Origin of the sequence: Ochrobactrum vermis, assembly GCF_002975205.1 — a bacterium.
Classification (GTDB): Bacteria; Pseudomonadota; Alphaproteobacteria; order Rhizobiales; family Rhizobiaceae; genus Brucella; species Brucella vermis.
Map to the genome: position 1 here is coordinate 2,385,920 of NZ_PCOC01000001.1, position 21,401 is coordinate 2,407,320.

Here is a 21,401-nt window from a genome sequence, read left to right on the forward strand (position 1 = left end):
ACCCACTTTACGCGACTGTAAACCCGTGTGCAAAGGGATCACGATCGTCGATGAAGATCGTATTATATCCCGTCATGCGTGCCCAGCCCGCGATTGAAGGGATAATTGCCGGCAATGTCCGGTCCGCACCCACCACTTCCGTGGCGCGCTCCACGCGACCATGGAAAAGCGACCCGATAATGGATTCATGAACGAACTCGTCACCGGGCTTTAGCTTGCCCTTGGCGGCCAGTTGCGCCATGCGCGCAGACGTACCGGTTCCGCATGGTGACCGGTCGATTGCCTTGTCGCCATAAAAGACGGCGTTGCGGGCATGCGCTTCCGGGTGTTTTGGCTTTCCGGTCCACAGAATATGGCTCAAACGATTGATATCGGGCAGCAGCGGATGCTGGAACTTATACTTCTCATTCAACCGTTCACGCAGGATCGGACTCCAGCCAATCAACTGCAGCGCGGAATAATCTTCCATGTCCGTATAATTTTCTTGCGTCTCGACAATCGCATAGAAATTGCCGCCATAGGCCACATCGACCTTGAGGGTTCCAAGGTCCGGGCATTCGACTTCAAGCCCTTCGGCATAAAGGAAGGCTGGAACGTTGGTAAGACGAACGCGCTCGACATACTGGCCATTCTGCTCATACTCGATCGCCACCAGACCGGCAGGCGTGTCGAGATTGAGCTTGCCCGGCGTCTTCGGCGTCACCAGTCCCTGTTCAATCGCCATCGTCACGGTTCCGATGGTGCCGTGACCGCACATCGGCAGGCAGCCGGACGTCTCGATGAAAAGCACAGCCACATCGCAATCGGGGCGGGTCGGCGGATAGAGTATGGAGCCCGACATCATGTCATGACCGCGCGGCTCGAACATGAGACCGGTGCGGATCCAGTCATATTCGCGCAGAAAATGCGCCCGCTTTTCCATCATGGTCGAACCTACGAGGTTCGGCCCGCCGCCAGCCACCAGACGCACGGGATTGCCGCATGTATGTCCGTCGACGCAGAAAAAGGAATGTCTTGCCATGATGGTCAGTTCCGAAAACGTTGTGGCTTGAAAGGTTCAATATCGATTACAGGCGCGGTACCCGTGATGAGATCGCGGATAAGCCGCCCGGTTGCAGCCGATTGTGTGAGGCCCAGATGGCCATGGCCGAAGCCGTAATAGATGTTTCCGCCTGCAGAGGCCCGGCCAATGACCGGTACGGAATCCGGCATGGACGGCCGATAGCCCATCCATTGCCGCCCGCCCTCGGTGCGAAGGCCCGGCAAAAACATGGAGGCCTTCATTAGCATGGCCTCGGATCGCGCGAAATTGGGCGGTAGGTCGAGCCCGCCGAATTCCACGGCGCCGCCCACACGCAGGCCGGTTTCCATCGGCGTGACCACAAAGCCATGGCCGGGGAATGTCAGCTGCCGCTTCACATCGAAACTGCCAACAGGCAGTGTCGTATTATAACCGCGCTCCGTATCGAGTGGCACAGCATCGCCAAAACCTTTGGCAAGATCGCGAGACCAGGCGCCCGTCATCAGGACAAGATGCGCCGCCTTGATTTCGGTTCCATCCACGAGGCGAACGCTTGCCCCGCCATTACCCGGTCCTGCGCTCGTGACTTTAGCCTGAAGAAAGCGTGCACCCATGCTTTCGGCATAGGCCCAGATTGCCTTGCCGAACAGTTTTGGATCGCTGACATTCTTCCAGCCGGGAACAAAAGTTCCGGCGACGAAACGCGGACTCAGGCCCGGCTGCAATTCAACAAGCCGGTTGCCGCGCACGTGTTCATAGGCAATTCCTGCCTTCTCGCGAACATCCCAGCCTGGCTGCGAGGCGGCAAGCTCTGCTTCACTTTCATAGAGTTCCAGATTGCCGTTCTCGCGCAACCTGTCGCGCAATCCCGCACGATCGATGAGCGCCATCATCTCGCTGCCTGCAAGACGCATGATGTCCGCCTGCGCAACCGCAGTTTTTGCCAGCGCATCTGCGCTACTCGCACGCCAGAAACGGTAGAGCCAAGGCACCATCTTTGGAAAATAGGACGGACGGATGGTAAATGGACCGAGCGGATCCATCAGCCAGCCCGGCACCTTGCGCATCACGCCTTTGGAGGCAAGCGGAAGAATATCGGAAAATGCCAGCGCCGCCGCATTGCCTGAACTGGTTTCTTCGCAAATGCCACTTCTGTCGACGACCAGAACCTGGCGTCCCGCCTCGGCAAGCAAGGCGGCTGTGGCGACACCGACAATACCGCCACCGATAATGAGAACATCCTGCTGACCCTGTGGATCAGATTTCATCTTTTACGGCTCCCCACCGGATTCAATTTTACCCACAGTCCGCAATGGTCAAAAGCCGGACGGCGTCTATGGTTCGATCCATCGGCACTCGACATAGTTTCAACGCCAGTCACCCCGGCTTTGTCCATCGATTTTTTGGAATGACGCTGTGCTGAAAGTTCGCCATCGCTTGAAAAAGCCACAAAAGCAGATTTAGGGATCAACCAACCCACATCACACCGTATTGATATATCAGAGATATATCTGTAGGATTGAACTATGTCAATCGTCGTAACCACAAGGCATGGACACGCATGGAAGAGACGAATGTTCGAGACAGGCTGGCACGGAACCCGGCAAGCATGCCGCTGGCGACCATGGACGGCTGGGGCAGCGAAAGCCTGGCCGAGCAGGCTTATCGTATTCTGGAACGTTCCATCGTCACGCTGGAACTGGAACCGGGCACTGTCGTCAACGAGCGCGCGCTCATCGAGCTGACCGGCATGGGTCGCACGCCGATGCGCGAAGCCATTCAACGGCTTGCGTGGGAAGGCCTCGTGGAAGTGCGACCGCGGTCCGGCATCGCCATAGCGCCGATTGATCCGAAGGATTTTATCAAGGTGCTGGATGCCCGCGAGGGTGTCGAGCGCGTTCTGGCACGCGATGCGGCGCGCTTCGGCAGTCCGCGCGATTATGAACGGCTTGAAGCCGCCGCAGCCGCCATGCGGCAGGCCATTCCCACCGAGGACGTGGCGCTGTTTCTAGACGCTGACAAGGCATTCGACATTGTTCTGGGCACGGCGGCAAGCAATCCCTATGCCGCCCGTATCGCAGCACCCTTGCAAACCCACAGCCGCCGCTTCTGGTTTCGCCTTCGTCCATCGACCGGAATATCCGGTTCGGCCAACGCCCATGCGACACTGATCGAGGCGATCATTTCCCGCCAACCGGAGCGGGCCAGCGATACGGCCAGCGAACTGATGACCTATCTGCGCACCCTTGCGCCCTGAATCTCGGCGCGATCAGGCAGAAGGCATCACCGTGTCCGCAATGACCGGCGCGTCCGCTCATTGGTCCGGATAGCTGTTGCCGTTGTCGGACCAATATCGAAAACCAGCCCTTCATCGGTGTTGATGCGATTTTGGGCCAGAGCGTAGGCATGACGTGTCCCGCGCTCCATATCCTTTGCCTGCACCGAAACGATGGACAGAATTGCACTTAGGCCGATAACCGCCTGAGACGAATAATGCATCTAAAACGCTCCCCGTGCAGGTTCCCACAACTGATGGCGATGTCAGTGAGCCGTTCACCTGCGACCGAAAGGTGGCGTGATACGTCAGATTTCGAGACGCTCGCTGACGAAACCGTGATCGTGGGAGTATTTCTGGCTTGAGCGCTGGCGGCGGTGCACCGGATTGCGCGACCAAATAAAAAGCCGAAGCTCACGCTTCGGCTCTATCACCATTGTTGGGACTGAAGTCCATTCAATGAGTTTTATTCATCGATTCCGACATTTTGCGGAGCACATTGAGCGCAATGCTCACTTCCTCATCACTCACGCCTTCCAGCAGGTCCTCGCGAACATCACCGGCGAGCTTCACGACCTGTTCGGCCAGAATTTTGCCCTCCGCCGTCATCACCACCCGCTTGGCGCGGCGATCGCCCTGAACCGTCTGCCGTTCGATGAATGATTGACGCTCCAGACCGTCGAGCAGGCGAACCATGGTCGCATTCTCGATTTCCAGCGCTTCTGCCAGTTCCTTCTGATACAGGCCTTCCTGTTCGATCAGGGCAAGCAAGGTGCGCGCCCGGGCCAGCGTCAGCCCACGCTCCTTCACACGCGCATCGAAAACGGTGCGAAGCCTGCGATTAACCTTCGCCATGGCATCAATCATTTCAGCTTTGAGATCTGCCGTATCCATGCCAACCGCCTTATATATTAGTAAACTAATGATTATAGATTTGGATAAATCGCTGGCGAACTATTTTCAAGTGAACTTCCTGAACTCACGCAAGCGTGATGGGATTCGACGCCGATATGGCGGCACAGCAAAGAAATTCACCGTCAAACCAGTGATCTAAAAAAGAAAAAGCGGGCCAAAGCCCGCTCTCCCGAAAAACATCAAATTGCCACCTGTCAGGCAGGCATGATCGTGCCCTGCAGCGTCATCAGCTGATGCAGGAAGATTTCCGCCTTGGTACGATGTTCATTGGACGAAGCGTCGTCCAGAGCCTCGCGGGCATGATCGATGCGGCGCTGAATATCTGCCGGGTCGATATCGTCCACATGGGTCGCCGATTCGGCCAGAACGGTGCAGCCCTGCGGGGTAATATCGGCAAAACCGCCGAAGACCACGTAGGAGTCGGACTTGCCATCGGCAAGCTTCACCGAAACGACACCCGGCATGATCGTCGTCATCAGCGGCGAATGACCGGCGAGAGCCGTCAGATAGCCTTCGCTACCCGGAATGACGACTTCCGTCACCTGCGCGGAAAGCAGGAGTCGTTCAGGCGACACGAGTTCGAATTGGAAAGCTTGAGCCATGGTTCTCACTTGAATTCAAAAGCATGAGTCCGAAAGGTGGAGACCGGTTTTCGGAAAACCATGCTTAAACAAAATGATTGGCTTTCACGGCGGGCCTTGCGGCCCACCGTGAAACTCAATTCATCAAGCCGCTTCAGCAGCCAGCTTCTTCGCCTTTTCGATCGCTTCTTCAATCGATCCGACCATGTAGAAGGCCGGTTCTGGAAGATGATCGTAGTCGCCAGCGCAAAGGCCCTTGAAGCCCTTGATGGTGTCTGCGAGGTCGACGAGCTTGCCCGGCGAACCGGTGAAGACTTCAGCAACGAAGAACGGCTGCGACAGGAAGCGTTCGATCTTACGAGCGCGCGCAACGGTCAGCTTGTCGTCTTCCGACAGTTCGTCCATGCCGAGGATGGCGATGATGTCCTGAAGCGACTTGTAGCGCTGCAGGATCGACTGAACCTGACGGGCAACGGCGTAGTGTTCTTCACCAACGATCATCGGATCGAGCATACGCGACGTGGATTCCAGCGGATCCACAGCCGGGTAAATACCCTTTTCAGCGATCGAACGGTTCAGCGTGGTGGTCGCGTCCAAGTGAGCGAACGACGTAGCCGGTGCAGGATCGGTCAAATCGTCGGCAGGAACGTAAATTGCCTGAACCGAGGTAATCGAACCCTTGGTCGTCGTGGTGATGCGTTCCTGCATCGCGCCCATGTCGGTTGCCAGCGTCGGCTGATAACCCACAGCGGAAGGAATACGGCCGAGAAGAGCCGAGAGTTCCGAACCAGCCTGCGTGAAGCGGAAGATGTTGTCCACGAAGAACAGAACGTCCTGGCCCTTGTCACGGAAGTTTTCAGCAACCGTCAGACCCGACAGAGCAACACGAGCGCGCGCACCCGGAGGCTCGTTCATCTGACCGTAAACGAGTGCGGCCTTGGAGCCTTCCCCGCCACCGAGCTTGTTAACGCCCGATTCGATCATTTCGTGGTAAAGGTCGTTACCTTCACGGGTACGTTCACCAACGCCTGCGAATACCGAGTAACCGCCGTGCGCCTTAGCGACGTTGTTGATCAGTTCCATGATGAGAACGGTCTTGCCGACGCCTGCGCCGCCGAACAGACCAATCTTACCACCCTTGGCGTAAGGAGCGAGAAGGTCGACGACCTTGATGCCCGTTACGAGGATTTCAGCTTCGGTCGACTGTTCGATGTACTCAGGAGCTTCCTGGTGGATCGCGCGGCGCGCTGTGGTCTTGATCGGACCAGCTTCGTCAACCGGCTCGCCGATGACGTTCATGATGCGGCCAAGCGTTTCTTCACCAACCGGAACCATGATCGGGTTGCCGGTGTCGCGCACTTCGTGACCGCGAACCAGACCTTCGGTCGAGTCCATGGCGATGGTGCGAACGGTGTTTTCGCCCAGATGCTGCGCAACTTCGAGAACCAGGCGGTTGCCCAGATTGTCGGTTTCCAGCGCGTTGAGGATCAGCGGCAGCTGACCGTCTTCGAACTGTACGTCGACAACAGCGCCGATGACCTGAGTGATCTTGCCTACTGCGCCGGTCGCTGCAGCCTTGGGAGCTGCTGGCGTCTTGGCGGCAGCCGCCTTAGCTGGTGTAGCCTTGGCTGGAGCCTTCTTGGCCGCTGCCGGCTTTGCTTCGGCCGCGGCGGTAGTTTTCGGGGTCGCTGCTTTTGCCATCGATCCTTACCTTCCGTTAGCATGGTCCCGAAAAGTTGCAGACTTCCCGGATAAGACCATGCGGTAAACCCTAGAGCGCTTCCGCGCCCGAAATGATTTCGATCAGTTCCTTGGTGATCTGAGCCTGACGCTGACGGTTATACGTGATCGACAACTTGTTGATCATGTCACCGGCATTACGCGTCGCATTGTCCATCGCGCTCATCTTCGCGCCCATTTCGCCCGCCACATTTTCCAAGAGAGCGCGGAAAATCTGGACCGAAATATTGCGCGGGATCAGCGTGCTCAGGATCGCCGCAGGATCAGGTTCGTACTCATAAATCGCATCGCCTGCAGTGTCCGCCTGCGCAACGTCACCAGCCGAAGCCGGAATGAGCTGCTGTGCAGTTGGAATCTGTGCAATCACCGACTTGAATTCGGAATAGAACAGGGTGCAGACATCAAATGCGCCTTGTTCAAACAGCTCGATCACCTTGTGGCCGATCTGGTCGGCATGCACAAAAGCGAGCTGCTTGACTTCGCGCAGATTGACATGGTCGATGATCAGAGAGGCAAATTCGCGACGCAGAATATCTGCGCCCTTCTTGCCGACCGTGATGATCTTGACCGTCTTGCCTTCAGCGAGGAGCTTGCGGGTATGATCGCGCGCCAGGCGTGCGATCTGCGAATTGAAACCGCCGCAAAGGCCACGTTCTGCAGTGCAGACGACGAGCAGATGCACGTCATCCTTACCCGTACCGGCCATCAACGCCGGTGCATCTTCACCGCTGACATTCTGCGCGATATTCGCGAGAACGGCACCCATGCGCTGCGAGTAAGGCCGTGCGGCCTCTGCAGCTTCCTGGGCACGGCGCAGCTTCGCCGCGGCGACCATCTGCATCGCCTTGGTGATTTTCTGCGTCGCCTTGACCGAGGCGATACGGTTTCTCAGATCCTTTAGTGAAGGCATCCGTTCATCCCGTCACAAAATTCAAGCGAAAGACTTGGCGAACGCGTCGACCGCTGCCTTGAGCTTTGCTTTGATGTTGTCGGTGAGCGCCTTTTCGTCGCGGATCGCATCCAGCACATCCTTGTGCTCGGTGCGCAGCGAAGAAAGTAGACCTGCTTCGAACTTGCCAACCTGGTTGACGGCGATCTTGTCGAGATAGCCATTCACGCCGGCGAAAATCACGGCAACCTGTTCTTCTGTCTTGAGCGGCGAGAACTGTGGCTGCTTGAGAAGCTCGGTCAGACGTGCGCCACGGTTCAGCAAACGCTGGGTCGAGGCATCGAGATCCGAACCGAACTGTGCGAAGGCGGCCATTTCACGATACTGGGCAAGCTCGCCCTTGATCGAACCGGCAACCTGCTTCATGGCCTTGACCTGAGCGGACGAACCAACGCGGGAAACCGACAGACCGACGTTAACAGCCGGACGGATACCCTGATAGAACAGGTTGGTTTCGAGGAAGATCTGGCCGTCGGTGATCGAGATCACGTTGGTCGGAATGAAGGCCGAAACGTCGTTGCCCTGCGTTTCGATGACCGGCAGAGCCGTCAGCGAGCCAGCGCCGTTTTCGTCGTTGAGCTTTGCAGCGCGTTCGAGAAGACGGGAGTGCAGATAGAAAACGTCGCCCGGATAAGCTTCACGGCCCGGAGGACGACGAAGCAGAAGGGACATCTGACGGTAAGCAACAGCCTGCTTGGACAGATCGTCATAACCGATGAGAGCGTGCTGACCGTTGTCACGGAAATATTCGCCCATTGCGCAGCCTGCGAACGGAGCGAGGTACTGCATCGGAGCCGGATCGGAAGCGGTAGCCGCAACAACGATCGAATATTCGAGAGCGCCGCGTTCTTCGAGAACCTTGACGAACTGAGCAACAGTCGAACGCTTCTGGCCGATAGCAACGTAAACGCAATAAAGCTTTTCGCTGTCCGGGCCGTTGTCGTGGATCGGCTTCTGATTCAGGAAGGTGTCGAGAATGATGGCGGTCTTGCCGGTCTGACGGTCACCGATGACCAGCTCGCGCTGACCACGACCAACCGGGATCAGAGCGTCAACAGCCTTGAGGCCAGTCGACATTGGCTCATGAACCGACTTACGCGGAATGATGCCCGGTGCCTTGACGTCGACGCGGCGACGCTCGGTAGCAACGATTGGGCCCTTGCCGTCGATCGGGTTGCCGAGAGCATCGACAACACGGCCGAGCAGGCCCGGACCGACAGGAACGTCAACGATTGCGCCTGTACGCTTGACGACGTCGCCTTCCTTGATGTCACGGTCGGCACCGAAGATAACGACACCAACATTGTCGCTTTCAAGGTTCAGCGCCATGCCGCGAATACCACCAGGGAATTCGACCATTTCACCAGCCTGAACATTGTCCAGACCATAGACGCGAGCAATACCGTCACCGACGGACAGAACCTGACCGACCTCGGAGACCTCAGCCTCCTTGCCGAAGTTCTTGATTTGCTCTTTCAGGATAGCGGAAATTTCCGCGGCGCGGATGTCCATCAGCCGACCTCTTTCAGTGCAAGCTTAAGAGAAGAAAGTTTGGTGCGAAGGGACGTGTCGATCTGACGCGAACCCATCTTGACGATAAGACCGCCGAGGATCGACGGATCGACGGTGACGTTGATCGTCACGTCCTTGCCGGCCACGCCCTTCAGCGTTGCCTTCAATTCGTTCTGCTGCGCGGCACTCAAGTCGTGCGCGGAAAGAACATCGGCGGAAATCTCGCCACGATGTTCAGCAGCAATCTTGCGGAAAGCGGCGACAATGCCCGGCAGCGCGAAGAGACGGCGGTTCCGCGCGACAACGCGCAGGAAATTCCCGACCAGACCCTTGATGCCTGCCTTATCGGCAAGAGCGCCGATGGCGTGAAGCTGATCTTCCGAAGAAAATACCGGACTGGAGATCAGCCGCTTGAGGTCTTCGCTTCCGCTCAGAAGCGCCTCGAAACGGTCAAGATCTTTTTCCACAGCTGCAACGGATTTCGCATCGAGCGCTAGCTCGAAAAGCGATCCGGCGTAGCGCTGTGCGACACCTGAAATGAGCGAAGACGTTTCAGCCACGAACAACCTGCTCTCTACGTTGAAACCATCCTTTTGAGGCCCAATCTTGTTCAGGACGCCAAACTGATGATTTTATTGAATGTTTCCGGAAAACCACTGACGCGCGAGCACGTCAACACCGAAATGTGATTGCCGTCTAGCATAGACGAACAGGACTCGCAACACGCGAATCCGGCACTTTTGTGTAAGATTTACCGCCTTTCGCGGTCAAAAAAGTCGCATCCACCGAAGCGAAGCTGCCTTGTGCCATGCAGCCTGCACGTCTGACGTGCAGGACCGGCCGGTTTCCGCTCAGGAAAGGAAGCCGAAAGCATAAAGCAGCGGACCTGCTGCAAGCACGAACTCAACCAGTGCGGCGAGACTGCCATAGAAGCGCCCGCCCGCCGGTCCGCCCTTGCGCCCGCCTGCGTCCGACATCATCGAAATGAAGCGTCCGAACAGCGCAAATCCCCAAACGGCGCCCAGCACGACCCAGAGAAAGGGCTGCGCGAAAACGAGGCAGCCAAGCCCCACACCGAGATAAGGTCCGGCCAGCGTCGCACGGATCGAGCCATAGCCTTCGGGACGGCCATTGATCGGCTGGAGCCGCAACAGCTTCATCGCTATACCGGGCGCAAAAAGCATGACCAAACCGGCAAGCGCGGTTATGGCGGCAGCGCCCCAGGCAAGCCATTCTCCGGTCGTGGCAGGAAGATAGAATTCCATCGCAATTACCCTCATCGTTTCTTGCCGTATTAACATGCCTCCCAAAAGTGGAACCGCTTTTGGGATAAAGACATGCGAAGAGACAATCAGACAGACAGCTCCCCGCGATCGCAATGAACTGAAATTCAGTAGCCGAATTTCCGTCGATCTTCCACGCCTTTACAGGTCAGAGGAAACTTTGCGGATCGATATCCACCTGAACGCGGACTGATCCGCGTTCCTTCGGGCCACCGGCAAGCAAAGCGCGAATAAATCCTTGAATATCGGCGCGTTTTGTCCCGTGTACCAGGATGCGGAAACGATGCCTTCCCCGAACAAGTGCCAAGGGTGCTTCGGCAGGCCCGAGCACGGAAATCTCCGACGACGAAGGTGCTGCCCGACGCAACGCACGCGCATGATTTTCAGCATCAGGTCGGTTATCAGCGGAAATAATCAATGCCGCAAGTCGGCCGAATGGCGGCAATACGCTGCGCTCGCGCTCTTCGATTTCGCGAGCATAGAAAGCTTCTGTATCACCACTGACGATGGCGCGCATGACCGGATGATCCGGCTGGTAGGTCTGGATAAGACCGAGGCTCTTGCGCCCTGTTCGACCGGCGCGTCCTGTCACCTGATTGAGCAGCTGGAAGGTGCGTTCGGCTGCTCGCGGGTCGCCATTGGCCAGCCCCAGATCGGCATCCACCACGCCCACCAGCGTCATGTTGGGGAAGTTGTGCCCCTTGGCGACAAGCTGCGTACCGATAACGATATCCGCCTCGCCTTTTGCGATTGCATCGAGTTCCAGTCGCAGCCGCTTCACGCCGCCCGCCATATCAGACGAAAGCACTATGATTCGGGCTTCGCTGAACGTTGCCGCCACTTCTTCCGCGATGCGCTCCACACCGGGACCGCAGGCAACCAGATGATCCAGCGTACCGCATTCGGGACAGGCTTCGGGCGTCGGCTCGTGATAGCCGCACTGGTGACACATGAGCTGCCCGCGAAAACGATGTTCCACGAGCCAGCTCGAACATTGCGGACACTGGAAGCGGTGACCACAGACCCGGCATAGCGTCAGCGGCGCATAACCGCGACGGTTGAGGAACAAAAGCGCCTGTTCGCCGCGCTCCACCGTCTTGCCGACCGCCTCAGTCAAGGCAGGCGACAGAAAGCGACCCGGCGGCGGCGGTGATCGCCGCATGTCGATGGTCTTCAGATCGGGAAGTGCTGCTTCCGCATAGCGACCATAGAGCTTGATTCGCTTGTAGCGCCCTTGCTCCGCATTGACCTGACTTTCGATGGATGGGGTGGCTGACGCCAGCACAACCGGAAAACCGCTGATATGAGCGCGCACCACCGCCATATCGCGAGCATTGTAGAACACCCGATCTTCCTGTTTGTAAGCCGGGTCATGTTCTTCATCGACGACGATCAACCCCAGTTCCTTGAACGGCAGAAAAAGCGCCGATCGAGCGCCCGCCACAACCCGCACCGTGCCTTCCGCAATCTGTCGCCAGACGCGTTCACGGGTGCGGGGAGCAAGGTCGGAATGCCATTCAGCGGGCTTTGCGCCAAACCGGTTGTGAAAACGGTCGAGGAACTGTTGTGTCAGCGCGATTTCAGGCAGGAGAATCAGCACCTGCTTGCCTTGCTCTATCGCCTTGGCAACCGCTTCGAAATAAACCTCGGTCTTGCCCGATCCCGTCACACCATCGAGCAGCGAAACCGAAAAACAATCCGCCTCCACGGCCTCCGACAACATTTCCGCCGCCGCCTGCTGATCTTCCGAAAGCGTGGCCCGCGCATAGTCGATATCGGGCTTCGCCACCACGGATGGCGGCGGCAGCATGACTTCCTCGAAAACGCCCTGCGCCTTCAACCCCTCCACGACTGTCGCCGAAACGCCCGCCGCATGGGCGAGACCCGACCGTGTCCAGGCAAGCCCGTCGCGGGCAAGCTCCATCACGCGTGCACGGGCTTCAGTCATGCGCTCCGGCTCGCCGCCGGAATAGCGAAGCCCCGGCACTGCCGGTTCGGGATCGAATGCGGCCGGCACACGCAGGACCATGCGCGCCACCATACCGGGCGGTGAAAGTGTATAGTCGGCGGCCCAGCGCATGAAGCGCAGCATGTCGCCGCCCACCGGCGGACAATCGAAAACTTCCGAAATAACCCGCAGCTTTCTGGCATCGACAGCATCAGTTTCGCCTTCGCAGACGATCCCCGCCACTTCCCGCGGCCCGAGCGGCACGCGCACGATCGACCCGGGCTGGACGTTCATCCCTTCCGGAACCATATATGAATAAGGCCGCTCCGCGGGCATGGGCACGAGCACGGGAACCACCCGTGGTGCGAGCTCCGGAAACAGACTGGAGATATCGTGCGAATCTTTCGACATGATCGCGTGACCTTGGCGCGGCTTTGCGCTAAAGAAAAGCCACCTTCCGGGACTTAAATGGATTTAGCTCCCAAAAACCACCCGCGCTCATTATGGAGGAACGCTGTTATGAAGTTTTTCGTGGACACTGCGGACGTCAAGGAAATCCGTGAGCTCAACGACCTCGGACTGGTCGATGGCGTGACCACCAACCCGTCCCTCATCCTGAAGTCGGGCCGTGACATTATCGAAGTCACCAAAGAAATCTGCAACATCGTCAAGGGTCCGGTTTCCGCTGAAGTGGCTGCTACTGAATATGAGCAGATGATGAAGGAAGCAGCCGTCATCGCCAAGATCGCTGACAACATCTGCATCAAGCTGCCTGTCACCCTCGACGGACTTAAAGCCTGTAAGGCCCTGTCATCCGAAGGTCACAAGGTCAACATGACGCTCTGCTTTTCGGCCAATCAGGCGCTGCTGGCAGCAAAGGCTGGCGCGACCTTCATTTCGCCGTTCATCGGCCGTCTCGATGACACCGGCATCAACGGCATGGAACTGATTGCCGAAATCCGTACGATTTATGACAATTACGACTATCGCACGGAAATTCTGGCCGCTTCGGTTCGCACCGTCAATCACGTCAAGGAAGCAGCGCTTATCGGCGCCGATGTCGTGACCGCGCCTCCAGCAACCCTGAAGGCACTGGTCAAGCATCCGCTGACCGACAAGGGCCTCGAAACCTTCCTCGCCGATTGGGCGAAGACCGGCCAGAAGATCGCCTGATCTACGACCTTGCAAGACAGATGAAAAGCGGGCTCAGGCCCGCTTTTTTATTGCAGCACGGTTTCCCCATCCTGCTTGCTCACCCGGATTGGCCGCGTGCCTGATTGCTCCGCAATGGCGCTGGCAAGGGCGGCTGAATGGGTCACCACCCATATCTGGCTGCGTTCGGATGCCTGTGCAATCATTCGGGCCAATGACGGGATCATATCGGGATGCAAACTGGCTTCGGGTTCGTTCAGCGCGATCAGCGGCGGCAGGCGGTAGGAGAGCAGCGCACCCGCCAGAGCCAGCAGGCGAATCTGTCCATCGGACAATTCTCCCGGGCGAAATGTCCGCGGCGGAAAGGCCGGGAAGTTCAGGCCGAAAGTCGCTGTTTCATCGGGATAGGGAATGACCAGCTTCGCGCCATCCAGCGCGTCGGCAACCAGACGATCCAGATCGACCGTATCCTGCCGGATATGGGCAAGCGTGGCAAAGACCGAAGCAAGATTGCTGCCGTCCTCATCCAGCGTGGCGGCGGTTGCGGCAATGGACGGCTGGCGCACAGGGGCATCGCGATCACTTCTAAAGCCATGATAAAAACGCCAACCGCGTATTTGTGCGGAAAGGTCGCCGATTTCCGGATAATGGCCGGACTGCCCCAGCACAGCCAACCCGCTTTCCGATGTCAGAAGCCGTGCCGGATGCTCCATGCGCCTCCCCTCCCCGTCGCGGGCGAAAACCGCAGGCCCGCGCCGGTCCATCAGATCGACAGGACGGCGCCCCGTATCAAGATTGAGCTGCTCTTCCTTGATCTGCGGCTCGAAGGGAAACGCGCCGGAGACGGGTGGCGGCAGACCTGCTTCAACACGATAGGAAAGACGGGAGGCCAGTCGCTCGTCCTCAAAATCCGCTTCCAGAATGATGCGCGCGGATTCGTGCTTGCGGCGATTGCCGCTCCACATGGCCGATTGCATCCCTCCTTCTCGCACGATTTCGGTAGAGAGATTACCTTCAGCCGCCGCCTTCACCAGTTGCAACGCCCGATAGAGATTGGATTTTCCGGCACCATTCTCACCGACGAAAACCGTCACCTGTCCGAGGTCGAAGCGGATGGAACGCAGCGAGCGATAGCCCTTGGCGGCAAATGAAACGAGACGCATGATCCCTCCGCTACAAAAGCAAAAGGCGGCACGAACCCGCACCGCCTTTTGAAATGATCGGCATCAAGCCAAAATCAAATCTTTGAAAGTTTCATCGCAAGAGCAAGATAGACCTGCTGCGCAAGCTCCTTCGCCGCGCGCTTTCGCGCATCGCGTTCGGCACGCAGGTTGGCGAACTCCTGACGCGGGCGGTCGAAGGAAGCGCCAACCGTGCGGGTGCCCACAGCAAGCGGCTTGCCATCCTTGTCGCGCAGCACGAAATTCGACGTGGCCTTGACGATACCGGCCGAAGGACGACCCGTACGGTCGGTCTGGTCGCCGATATCTACGCTCACCGACGCGAGGGTATAGCTGCTCAGACCGAGACCAAGGCGATAGGTCGGATTGGCCGGTTCACCGGCGCCACCACCCAGAAGGAAGATCAGCTCATTGCGCACTTCCTGCCCGAATACATCGCCAGCCGGATCGATCGCCACCGAAGCAAGCTTGGTGCGCATGTCCGGCGTCACGCTGCCGCCTATGGTTCCACCGGCACCGGGGCCGGAGGAATAAAGCGGCTGCACGGTGCATCCAGCCATCAGAACCGCAGCCCCAAGTGCGAAAAACGCAACCCGGAAGGCTTTGATTGCGGAGAAAAAGCGGTCAGGCAACGACATTGACGATCCTTTGCGGCACCACAATAACCTTCTTCGGCGAGCCCCCGTTGAGCGCAGCCTTGACGAAGTCAAGTTCGAGCACCGCCTGCTGGATGCTAGCTTGATCAGCGTCGCGGGCGATTGTCAAATCCCCACGCTTCTTGCCGTTGATTTGAACTGGCAGAACGATCTCGTTTTCCACCACCAATGCCGGATCGAACACCGGCCAGGCACTGCGGGCAACCAGCGTTTGGCGACCGGCAATCATGCCGCCGAGCGCCGCCAGACACTGTTCGGCCAGATGCGGCATCATCGGCGCCAGCATCAGGATGAGCTTTTCGGTGGCGTCACGAACAGCGCTCTTCAACTCGTCATCGGCACTGCCCGAAGCAACCTGCTGCAGGGAAGCTGCGACCGTGTTGACCAGTTCGTAAAGACGGGCAACACCACGGTTGAAGGCGAGCTTCTCGATATCGTCGCCAACCGCCTTGACCGCCTTGTGCGCAGCCTTGGAAACAACAAGAGCTTCGCCCTGCGTACCGGTCTTCGGCGCAACGTCCTTCAACTGTTCAGCCGCTTCCGCCACCAGACGCCAGACGCGCTGGACGAAGCGATGAGCACCTTCCGCACCGGCTTCCGTCCAGATCACATCACGCTCGGGCGGCGAATCAGACAGCATGAACCAGCGCGCTGTATCGGCACCGTAGGAGGCGATGATATCGTCCGGATCGACGACATTCTTCTTCGACTTCGACATCTTCTCGATGGAGCCGATTTCCACCGGTCCGCCTGTCGAAAGCAGCGTCGCGCTGCGCTTGCCGTCGGTTTCCTCGATACGAATGTCGGCAGGCGCGACCCACTGGCCATCGGCCTTGTAGGTTTCATGCACGACCATGCCCTGCGTGAACAGGCCCTTGAACGGCTCGTCGATGCCGACGTGACCGGCGACCTTCATCGCGCGGGTGAAGAACCGCGAATAGAGCAGATGCAGGATCGCATGTTCGATACCGCCGATATACTGATCGACCGGCAGCCAGTGATCGGCAACCTTGCGGTCGGTCGGTTCGTTTTCCCAAGGTGCCGTAAAGCGGGCATAGTACCAGGATGAATCGACGAACGTGTCCATTGTGTCCGTCTCGCGACGGGCTTCGCCACCGCATTTCGGGCACTTCGCATGACGCCATGTTGCATGACGGTCGAGCGGGTTGCCGGGACGGTCGAAATCGACATCATCCGGCAGCTTGACCGGCAGATCGGCGCGCGGCACCGGATTGACGCCACAGCTTTCGCAATGGATCATCGGGATCGGGCAGCCCCAATAGCGCTGGCGCGAAATTCCCCAATCGCGCAGACGGAACTGCACCTTGCGGACCGCTTGCGGCTGATTGCCGAGCGTGGACTGTTCCAGACGTTCAGCCACTTCGGCAAAGGCTGCTTCCGGCGTCATACCGTCGAGGAATCGCGAATTGATCATCACGCCATCGTCGGTATAGGCCGTTTCGCCAATGCTGAAGCTTGCCGCGTCCTCGTCCTTCGGCAGCACGACCGGCGTTACCTTCAGCGCATACTTGTTGGCGAAATCCAGATCGCGCTGGTCATGCGCAGGACAGCCGAACACAGCACCCGTGCCATACTCCATCAGGACGAAATTGGCGACATAGACCGGCAGTTCCCAGTTCTCATCGAACGGGTGGCGAACTTTTACGCCTGTGTCGAAGCCCTTCTTTTCAGCCGTTTCAAGCGCCGCCAGCGACGTGCCGTGCTGATGGCATTCCTCGATAAAGCCGGTGAGCGCAGCATTGCCATCGGCAAGCTCCTTCGCCAGCGGATGATCGGCGGATATAGCCACGAAGGCCGCACCGAAAAGCGTGTCCGGACGGGTCGTATAAACTTCGATTTCCGAGAAATCAGCAGGCGCGGTCTTGGCATCCAGCGCGAAGCGAACCTGCAGGCCTTCCGACTTGCCGATCCAGTTGCGCTGCATCAGGCGAACCTTTTCCGGCCACTGGTCGAGCGTATCGAGACCGGCCAGCAATTCCTCGCTGAAATCGGTGATCTTGAAGAACCATTGCGTCAGTTCGCGCTGTTCAACCAGAGCGCCCGAACGCCAGCCACGACCGTCCACCACCTGCTCGTTGGCAAGCACGGTGTTGTCGACCGGATCCCAGTTGACCTTGGAGGTCTTGCGCGTCACCAGACCCTTTTCGAACAGGTCGATGAACAGCATCTGCTGGCGATGATAATATTCCACGTCGCAGGTCGCGAATTCACGCGCCCAGTCGAGCGAAAGGCCCATCGATTTGAGCTGGCTGCGCATCGTAGCGATGTTCTGGTAGGTCCATTCCTTCGGATGAACCTTGTTCTGCATCGCCGCGTTTTCCGCAGGCATGCCGAACGCATCCCATCCCATCGGATGAAGCACGTTGAAACCCTTGGCGCGCTTGTAACGGGCGACCACGTCACCCATCGCATAGTTGCGCACATGGCCCATATGGATGCGCCCCGATGGATAGGGGAACATCTCAAGCACATAGTATTTTTCGCGGCTGTCGCTATTGTCGGTTTCGAAGGTCCGGTCTTCTTCCCAGACTTTCTGCCAATGAGCTTCCGCCACGCGCGGATTATAACGTTCGGCTGCCATGACCGTATTTACTCGTACGAAGGTGATGCAATAAGGAGAGTCGATATTTAATGGCGACCTTCACCACGTATTGGCGAAAGCGTCAACCTTTTGCGGATTAAAAGCCTGAAAGCGAGAGTTTCATGTCAGATATCGTAGCGAACCTGAACACGGTCAAGGCTGCAATCGCCAAAGCCGAAAAGGAAGCACAGCGCGACAAGGGCTCCGTTACGCTTGTCGCCGTGTCGAAAACCTTCGATGCGGATGCGATCCGCCCGGTGCTTGACGCTGGACAGCGCGTGTTCGGTGAAAATCGCGTGCAGGAAGCACAGAGCAAATGGCCCGGCTTACGCGAAGATTATTCAGGCATCGAATTGCATCTCATCGGCCCGCTGCAATCCAACAAGGCTGCCGACGCCGTCGCTCTTTTTGATGTTATCGAAACCGTCGACCGCGAAAAGATCGCTGCCGCCCTTGCCGTAGAGATCAAAAAGCAGGGCAAGGCCCCCAAGCTTTATGTACAGGTCAATACCGGACTTGAAGAGCAGAAGGCTGGCATCGCTCCGAAGGAAGCTGTTGCTTTTGTCGAGCGCTGCCGCAAGGAACATGGCCTCGCTATCGAAGGGCTGATGTGCATTCCGCCAGCAGATGAAAATCCGGGGCCGCATTTTGCGCTTCTGGAAAAGCTCGCCCGTGAAGCTGGTGTGGAAAAACTCTCCATGGGCATGTCTGGCGATTATGAAACCGCGATCGGCTTCGGCGCGACATCGGTACGTGTCGGCTCGGCAATTTTCGGCGGACGGTCCTATACGTCTCCGGCCTGACACTACAGTTGCAAATTCGTCAGGCCATGGCGAAACGAGTGATTTTCGAGCACCGGAGCACAGGAAATTGCTCGTTGCAGACCGGCATCACGAATTAGCAACCATAGTGCTAGTGCAGAACGATTTCGCCTTGCACATTCCTCCAGTCCGAAGGGCCAAGCAGCCGGAAATGCGTGTAGCTGACCGAATGCAGCGGCCCGTCGATTTCCCGATTCCAGAACTCGATGAAGTGATTGAGCACCGGAAAATCAGGCGCCAGATCATAGTCCTGCCAGACGAAAAGCTGCAGCAGATGCGGGTGATCGGGGAAGTGGTAGAAAACTTTCGCCGTCGTCAAACCGTAACCGGCGAGTTGAAGTTCGAAGGCTGACTTCGCGTTCAAAGCGGACGTCGTCATGGCGATTTCCCCTTTTTGTGAAGAGCCATATTGTCAGGCTCCTGTATAGGAGATAATCACTCATAATGGTTTTTAAACTGTAAAAACAATATATTAGCACCATTCAACAGCGAGTGCTGCCATCTGCTTTTTCTGACGATGCGTCATTGTGGATCATAGACGCGCCGATTGTCTAATTTACCTTGCCCCCAATGGAAGGTAGACAAGGCACCCGATGGCCTCGCCTTTCACGGCAGACCGTCTCAGCCGGCGGGAGGTGCCGGTCAGTTTTTGGGTGCATTTATACGAGCGGGATATCACAGTCCGGCTCGCGGAATGCTGAAGGAGGAAATCATGTCGGAAAAGCTTTACCCGGTACTTGCCGAGGCAAAGAGAAACACGCTCATCGACAACGCAACCTATCTCGACTGGTATGAGGAGAGCGTGAGCGACCCGGACGGCTTCTGGGCAAAGCACGGGCGGCGCATCGACTGGTTCAAGCCCTTCACCAAGGTCAAGAACACCGATTTCAACGGTGACGTGTCCATCAAGTGGTATGAGGACGGCGTTACCAACATTTCCTATAACTGTATCGACCGCCACCTGAAGAGTCGCGGCGATCAGGTCGCCATCATCTGGGAAGGCGACAATCCCTATATCGACAAGAAGATCACCTATCGCGAATTGCACGAAAACGTCTGCCGTCTGGCGAATGTGCTGAAGAAGCATGGCGTGAAGAAGGGCGACCGCGTCACGATCTACCTGCCGATGATCCCGGAAGCCGCCTATGCGATGCTCGCCTGCGCGCGTATCGGTGCGGTGCATTCGGTCGTCTTTGCCGGTTTCTCGCCGGAGGCACTTGCCGGTCGTATCGTCGACTGCGAATCCACGTTTGTCATCACGGCCGATGAAGGCGTGCGCGGCGGCAAGCCGGTTCCGCTGAAGGAAAACACCGACACCGCCATCGACATCGCTGCCAAGCAGTATGTCATGGTCAACAAGGTTCTCACCGTGCGCCGCACCGGCGGCAAGGTGAGCTGGGGACCGGGCCGCGATCTCTGGTACCATCAGGAAGTCGCAAGCGTCGAACCGACCTGCGACCCCGAACCGATGAATGCGGAAGATCCGCTGTTCATCCTCTACACGTCCGGCTCCACCGGCAAGCCGAAGGGCGTGCTGCACACTACGGCTGGCTATCTCGTCTATGCGTCGATGACGCATCAATATGTCTTCGACTATCACGACGGCGACATCTACTGGTGCACGGCGGATGTGGGCTGGGTGACGGGTCACTCCTATATCGTCTACGGCCCGCTCGCCAACGGCGCGACGACATTGATGTTCGAAGGCGTGCCCAATTTCCCCGATCAGGGGCGTTTCTGGGAAGTCATCGACAAGCATCATGTCAACATCTTCTACACTGCGCCTACGGCCATCCGTGCCTTGATGGGCGCAGGTGATGAATTCGTCACCCGTTCGTCGCGCTCGACGCTGCGCCTGCTCGGTTCAGTCGGCGAGCCGATCAACCCGGAAGCCTGGGAATGGTATTACAACGTCGTCGGAGACCAGCGGTCGCCGATTGTCGATACATGGTGGCAGACGGAAACCGGCGGCATTCTCATCACGCCGCTACCCGGCGCAACAGACCTCAAGCCGGGCTCGGCAACGCGTCCGTTCTTCGGTATCAAGCCGGAACTGGTGGACAATGAAGGCGCCGTTGTTGAAGGTGCAGTAGACGGCAATCTCTGCATCATCGATAGCTGGCCGGGCCAGATGCGCACGCTTTACGGCGATCATAGTCGCTTCATCGAAGCTTACTTCTCGACCTATAAGGGCAAGTACTTCACCGGCGATGGCTGCCGTCGCGACGAAGACGGCTATTACTGGATCACGGGCCGCGTCGATGATGTGCTCAATATTTCCGGCCATCGCCTCGGCACGGCGGAAATCGAATCGGCACTCGTCTCGCATCATTCGGTTTCGGAAGCTGCCGTGGTCGGCTATCCGCACCCGATCAAGGGACAGGGCATTTACTGCTATGTCACACTGATGACGGGCGAGGCAGTTCAGGACGAAGATGCCCTGCGCAAGGAGCTGACCCAGCACGTGCGCAAGGAAATCGGCCCGATCGCTACGCCCGACAAGATCCAGTTCTCGCCGGGACTGCCGAAAACCCGCTCTGGCAAGATCATGCGCCGCATCCTGCGCAAGATCGCCGAAGACGAATTCGGTGCACTGGGCGATACCTCGACGCTCGCTGATCCGGGCGTCGTGGACGATCTGATCGAAAATCGTCAGAACAAGAAGTAACAAACAAAAAGGCCGGGAAATTCCCGGCCTTTCCTTTTAAAACCGTTTTGACGTTCCTCATCCTGAGCAGGCCCTTGTGGCAGGCCGCAGGAGCGGA

19 protein-coding genes are annotated in these 21,401 nt (G+C 57.9%); 4 read left to right on the forward strand and 15 right to left on the reverse strand.

What is annotated here, in order from left to right:
* Window positions 1-7 precede the first annotated feature (7 nt).
* Together CQZ93_RS11850 and CQZ93_RS11855 are read right to left on the reverse strand one after the other, a co-directional pair.
* The gene (locus CQZ93_RS11850; protein ID WP_105542726.1) at window positions 8-1,021 is read right to left on the reverse strand and encodes a 4-hydroxyproline epimerase; all 1,014 of its coding nucleotides are present in this window, start codon (window positions 1,019-1,021) and stop codon (window positions 8-10) included.
* Window positions 1,022-1,026: 5 nt separating this feature from the next.
* On the reverse strand, window positions 1,027-2,289 hold the full coding sequence (locus CQZ93_RS11855) for an NAD(P)/FAD-dependent oxidoreductase (RefSeq protein ID WP_105542727.1): 1,263 nt from the start codon (window positions 2,287-2,289) through the stop codon (window positions 1,027-1,029).
* Window positions 2,290-2,582: 293 nt separating this feature from the next.
* Here CQZ93_RS11855 and CQZ93_RS11860 point away from each other — a divergent pair, with 293 nt between their 5' ends.
* Window positions 2,583-3,278: a GntR family transcriptional regulator gene (locus CQZ93_RS11860; RefSeq protein WP_105542728.1), complete on the forward strand. Its 696-nt coding sequence runs from the start codon at window positions 2,583-2,585 to the stop codon at window positions 3,276-3,278.
* A gap of 26 nt (window positions 3,279-3,304) precedes the next feature.
* On the opposite strand, the gene CQZ93_RS11865 is transcribed toward CQZ93_RS11860, so the two are convergent.
* The 9 genes from CQZ93_RS11865 to CQZ93_RS11905 all read right to left on the reverse strand — a co-directional run bounded on the left by CQZ93_RS11865 (window position 3,305) and on the right by CQZ93_RS11905 (window position 12,635).
* Window positions 3,305-3,520: a hypothetical protein gene (locus tag CQZ93_RS11865; RefSeq protein ID WP_105542729.1), complete on the reverse strand. Its 216-nt coding sequence runs from the start codon at window positions 3,518-3,520 to the stop codon at window positions 3,305-3,307.
* A 232-nt stretch (window positions 3,521-3,752) separates the two neighbouring features.
* On the reverse strand, window positions 3,753-4,190 hold the full coding sequence (locus tag CQZ93_RS11870; RefSeq protein ID WP_105542730.1) for a MarR family winged helix-turn-helix transcriptional regulator: 438 nt from the start codon (window positions 4,188-4,190) through the stop codon (window positions 3,753-3,755).
* Between the two features lie 215 nt (window positions 4,191-4,405).
* The gene (locus CQZ93_RS11875; RefSeq protein ID WP_105542731.1) at window positions 4,406-4,813 is read right to left on the reverse strand and encodes a F0F1 ATP synthase subunit epsilon; all 408 of its coding nucleotides are present in this window, start codon (window positions 4,811-4,813) and stop codon (window positions 4,406-4,408) included.
* A 123-nt stretch (window positions 4,814-4,936) separates the two neighbouring features.
* A complete protein-coding gene (gene atpD / locus CQZ93_RS11880) occupies window positions 4,937-6,493 on the reverse strand; it encodes a F0F1 ATP synthase subunit beta (RefSeq protein WP_105542732.1) in 1,557 nt (518 codons plus the stop codon).
* 70 nt (window positions 6,494-6,563) lie between these two features.
* Window positions 6,564-7,442, reverse strand: coding sequence for a F0F1 ATP synthase subunit gamma (locus CQZ93_RS11885; RefSeq protein ID WP_105542733.1), 879 nt, complete (start codon window positions 7,440-7,442; stop codon window positions 6,564-6,566).
* A gap of 21 nt (window positions 7,443-7,463) precedes the next feature.
* Complete coding sequence (gene atpA / locus CQZ93_RS11890; protein ID WP_105542734.1) at window positions 7,464-8,993, reverse strand: F0F1 ATP synthase subunit alpha; 1,530 nt, start codon at window positions 8,991-8,993, stop codon at window positions 7,464-7,466.
* Window positions 8,993-9,553 carry a F0F1 ATP synthase subunit delta gene (locus CQZ93_RS11895; protein ID WP_105543287.1) on the reverse strand — a complete coding sequence of 187 codons (561 nt, stop codon included), beginning with the start codon at window positions 9,551-9,553 and terminating at the stop codon, window positions 8,993-8,995. The genes atpA and CQZ93_RS11895 overlap by 1 nt, the downstream gene beginning before the upstream one ends.
* A gap of 291 nt (window positions 9,554-9,844) precedes the next feature.
* On the reverse strand, window positions 9,845-10,258 hold the full coding sequence (locus CQZ93_RS11900; protein WP_105542735.1) for an AGROH133_08824 family phage infection protein: 414 nt from the start codon (window positions 10,256-10,258) through the stop codon (window positions 9,845-9,847).
* A gap of 166 nt (window positions 10,259-10,424) precedes the next feature.
* Window positions 10,425-12,635, reverse strand: coding sequence for a primosomal protein N' (locus tag CQZ93_RS11905; protein WP_105542736.1), 2,211 nt, complete (start codon window positions 12,633-12,635; stop codon window positions 10,425-10,427).
* Window positions 12,636-12,743: 108 nt separating this feature from the next.
* Here CQZ93_RS11905 and fsa point away from each other — a divergent pair, with 108 nt between their 5' ends.
* Window positions 12,744-13,397, forward strand: a complete 654-nt coding sequence (gene fsa / locus CQZ93_RS11910) for a fructose-6-phosphate aldolase (protein WP_105542737.1) — start codon at window positions 12,744-12,746, stop codon at window positions 13,395-13,397.
* A 47-nt stretch (window positions 13,398-13,444) separates the two neighbouring features.
* Here the strand turns inward: fsa and CQZ93_RS11915 are convergent, their stop codons facing one another.
* From CQZ93_RS11915 to leuS, 3 genes are all read right to left on the reverse strand, one after another.
* On the reverse strand, window positions 13,445-14,539 hold the full coding sequence (locus tag CQZ93_RS11915) for an AAA family ATPase (protein WP_105542738.1): 1,095 nt from the start codon (window positions 14,537-14,539) through the stop codon (window positions 13,445-13,447).
* Between the two features lie 74 nt (window positions 14,540-14,613).
* Window positions 14,614-15,195, reverse strand: coding sequence for an LPS assembly lipoprotein LptE (gene lptE / locus CQZ93_RS11920; protein ID WP_105542739.1), 582 nt, complete (start codon window positions 15,193-15,195; stop codon window positions 14,614-14,616).
* On the reverse strand, window positions 15,182-17,815 hold the full coding sequence (gene leuS, locus CQZ93_RS11925; protein ID WP_105542740.1) for a leucine--tRNA ligase: 2,634 nt from the start codon (window positions 17,813-17,815) through the stop codon (window positions 15,182-15,184). The genes lptE and leuS overlap by 14 nt, the downstream gene beginning before the upstream one ends.
* Before the next feature lie 122 nt (window positions 17,816-17,937).
* On the opposite strand from leuS, the gene CQZ93_RS11930 reads away from it, so the two are divergent.
* The gene (locus CQZ93_RS11930; RefSeq protein ID WP_105542741.1) at window positions 17,938-18,618 is read left to right on the forward strand and encodes a YggS family pyridoxal phosphate-dependent enzyme; all 681 of its coding nucleotides are present in this window, start codon (window positions 17,938-17,940) and stop codon (window positions 18,616-18,618) included.
* 109 nt (window positions 18,619-18,727) lie between these two features.
* Here CQZ93_RS11930 and CQZ93_RS11935 read toward each other — a convergent pair whose 3' ends face one another.
* Window positions 18,728-19,015: an usg protein gene (locus CQZ93_RS11935; protein WP_105542742.1), complete on the reverse strand. Its 288-nt coding sequence runs from the start codon at window positions 19,013-19,015 to the stop codon at window positions 18,728-18,730.
* A 333-nt stretch (window positions 19,016-19,348) separates the two neighbouring features.
* Here CQZ93_RS11935 and acs point away from each other — a divergent pair, with 333 nt between their 5' ends.
* Window positions 19,349-21,304, forward strand: coding sequence for an acetate--CoA ligase (gene acs / locus CQZ93_RS11940; RefSeq protein WP_105543288.1), 1,956 nt, complete (start codon window positions 19,349-19,351; stop codon window positions 21,302-21,304).
* The last annotated feature ends 97 nt before the right edge of the window (window positions 21,305-21,401 follow it).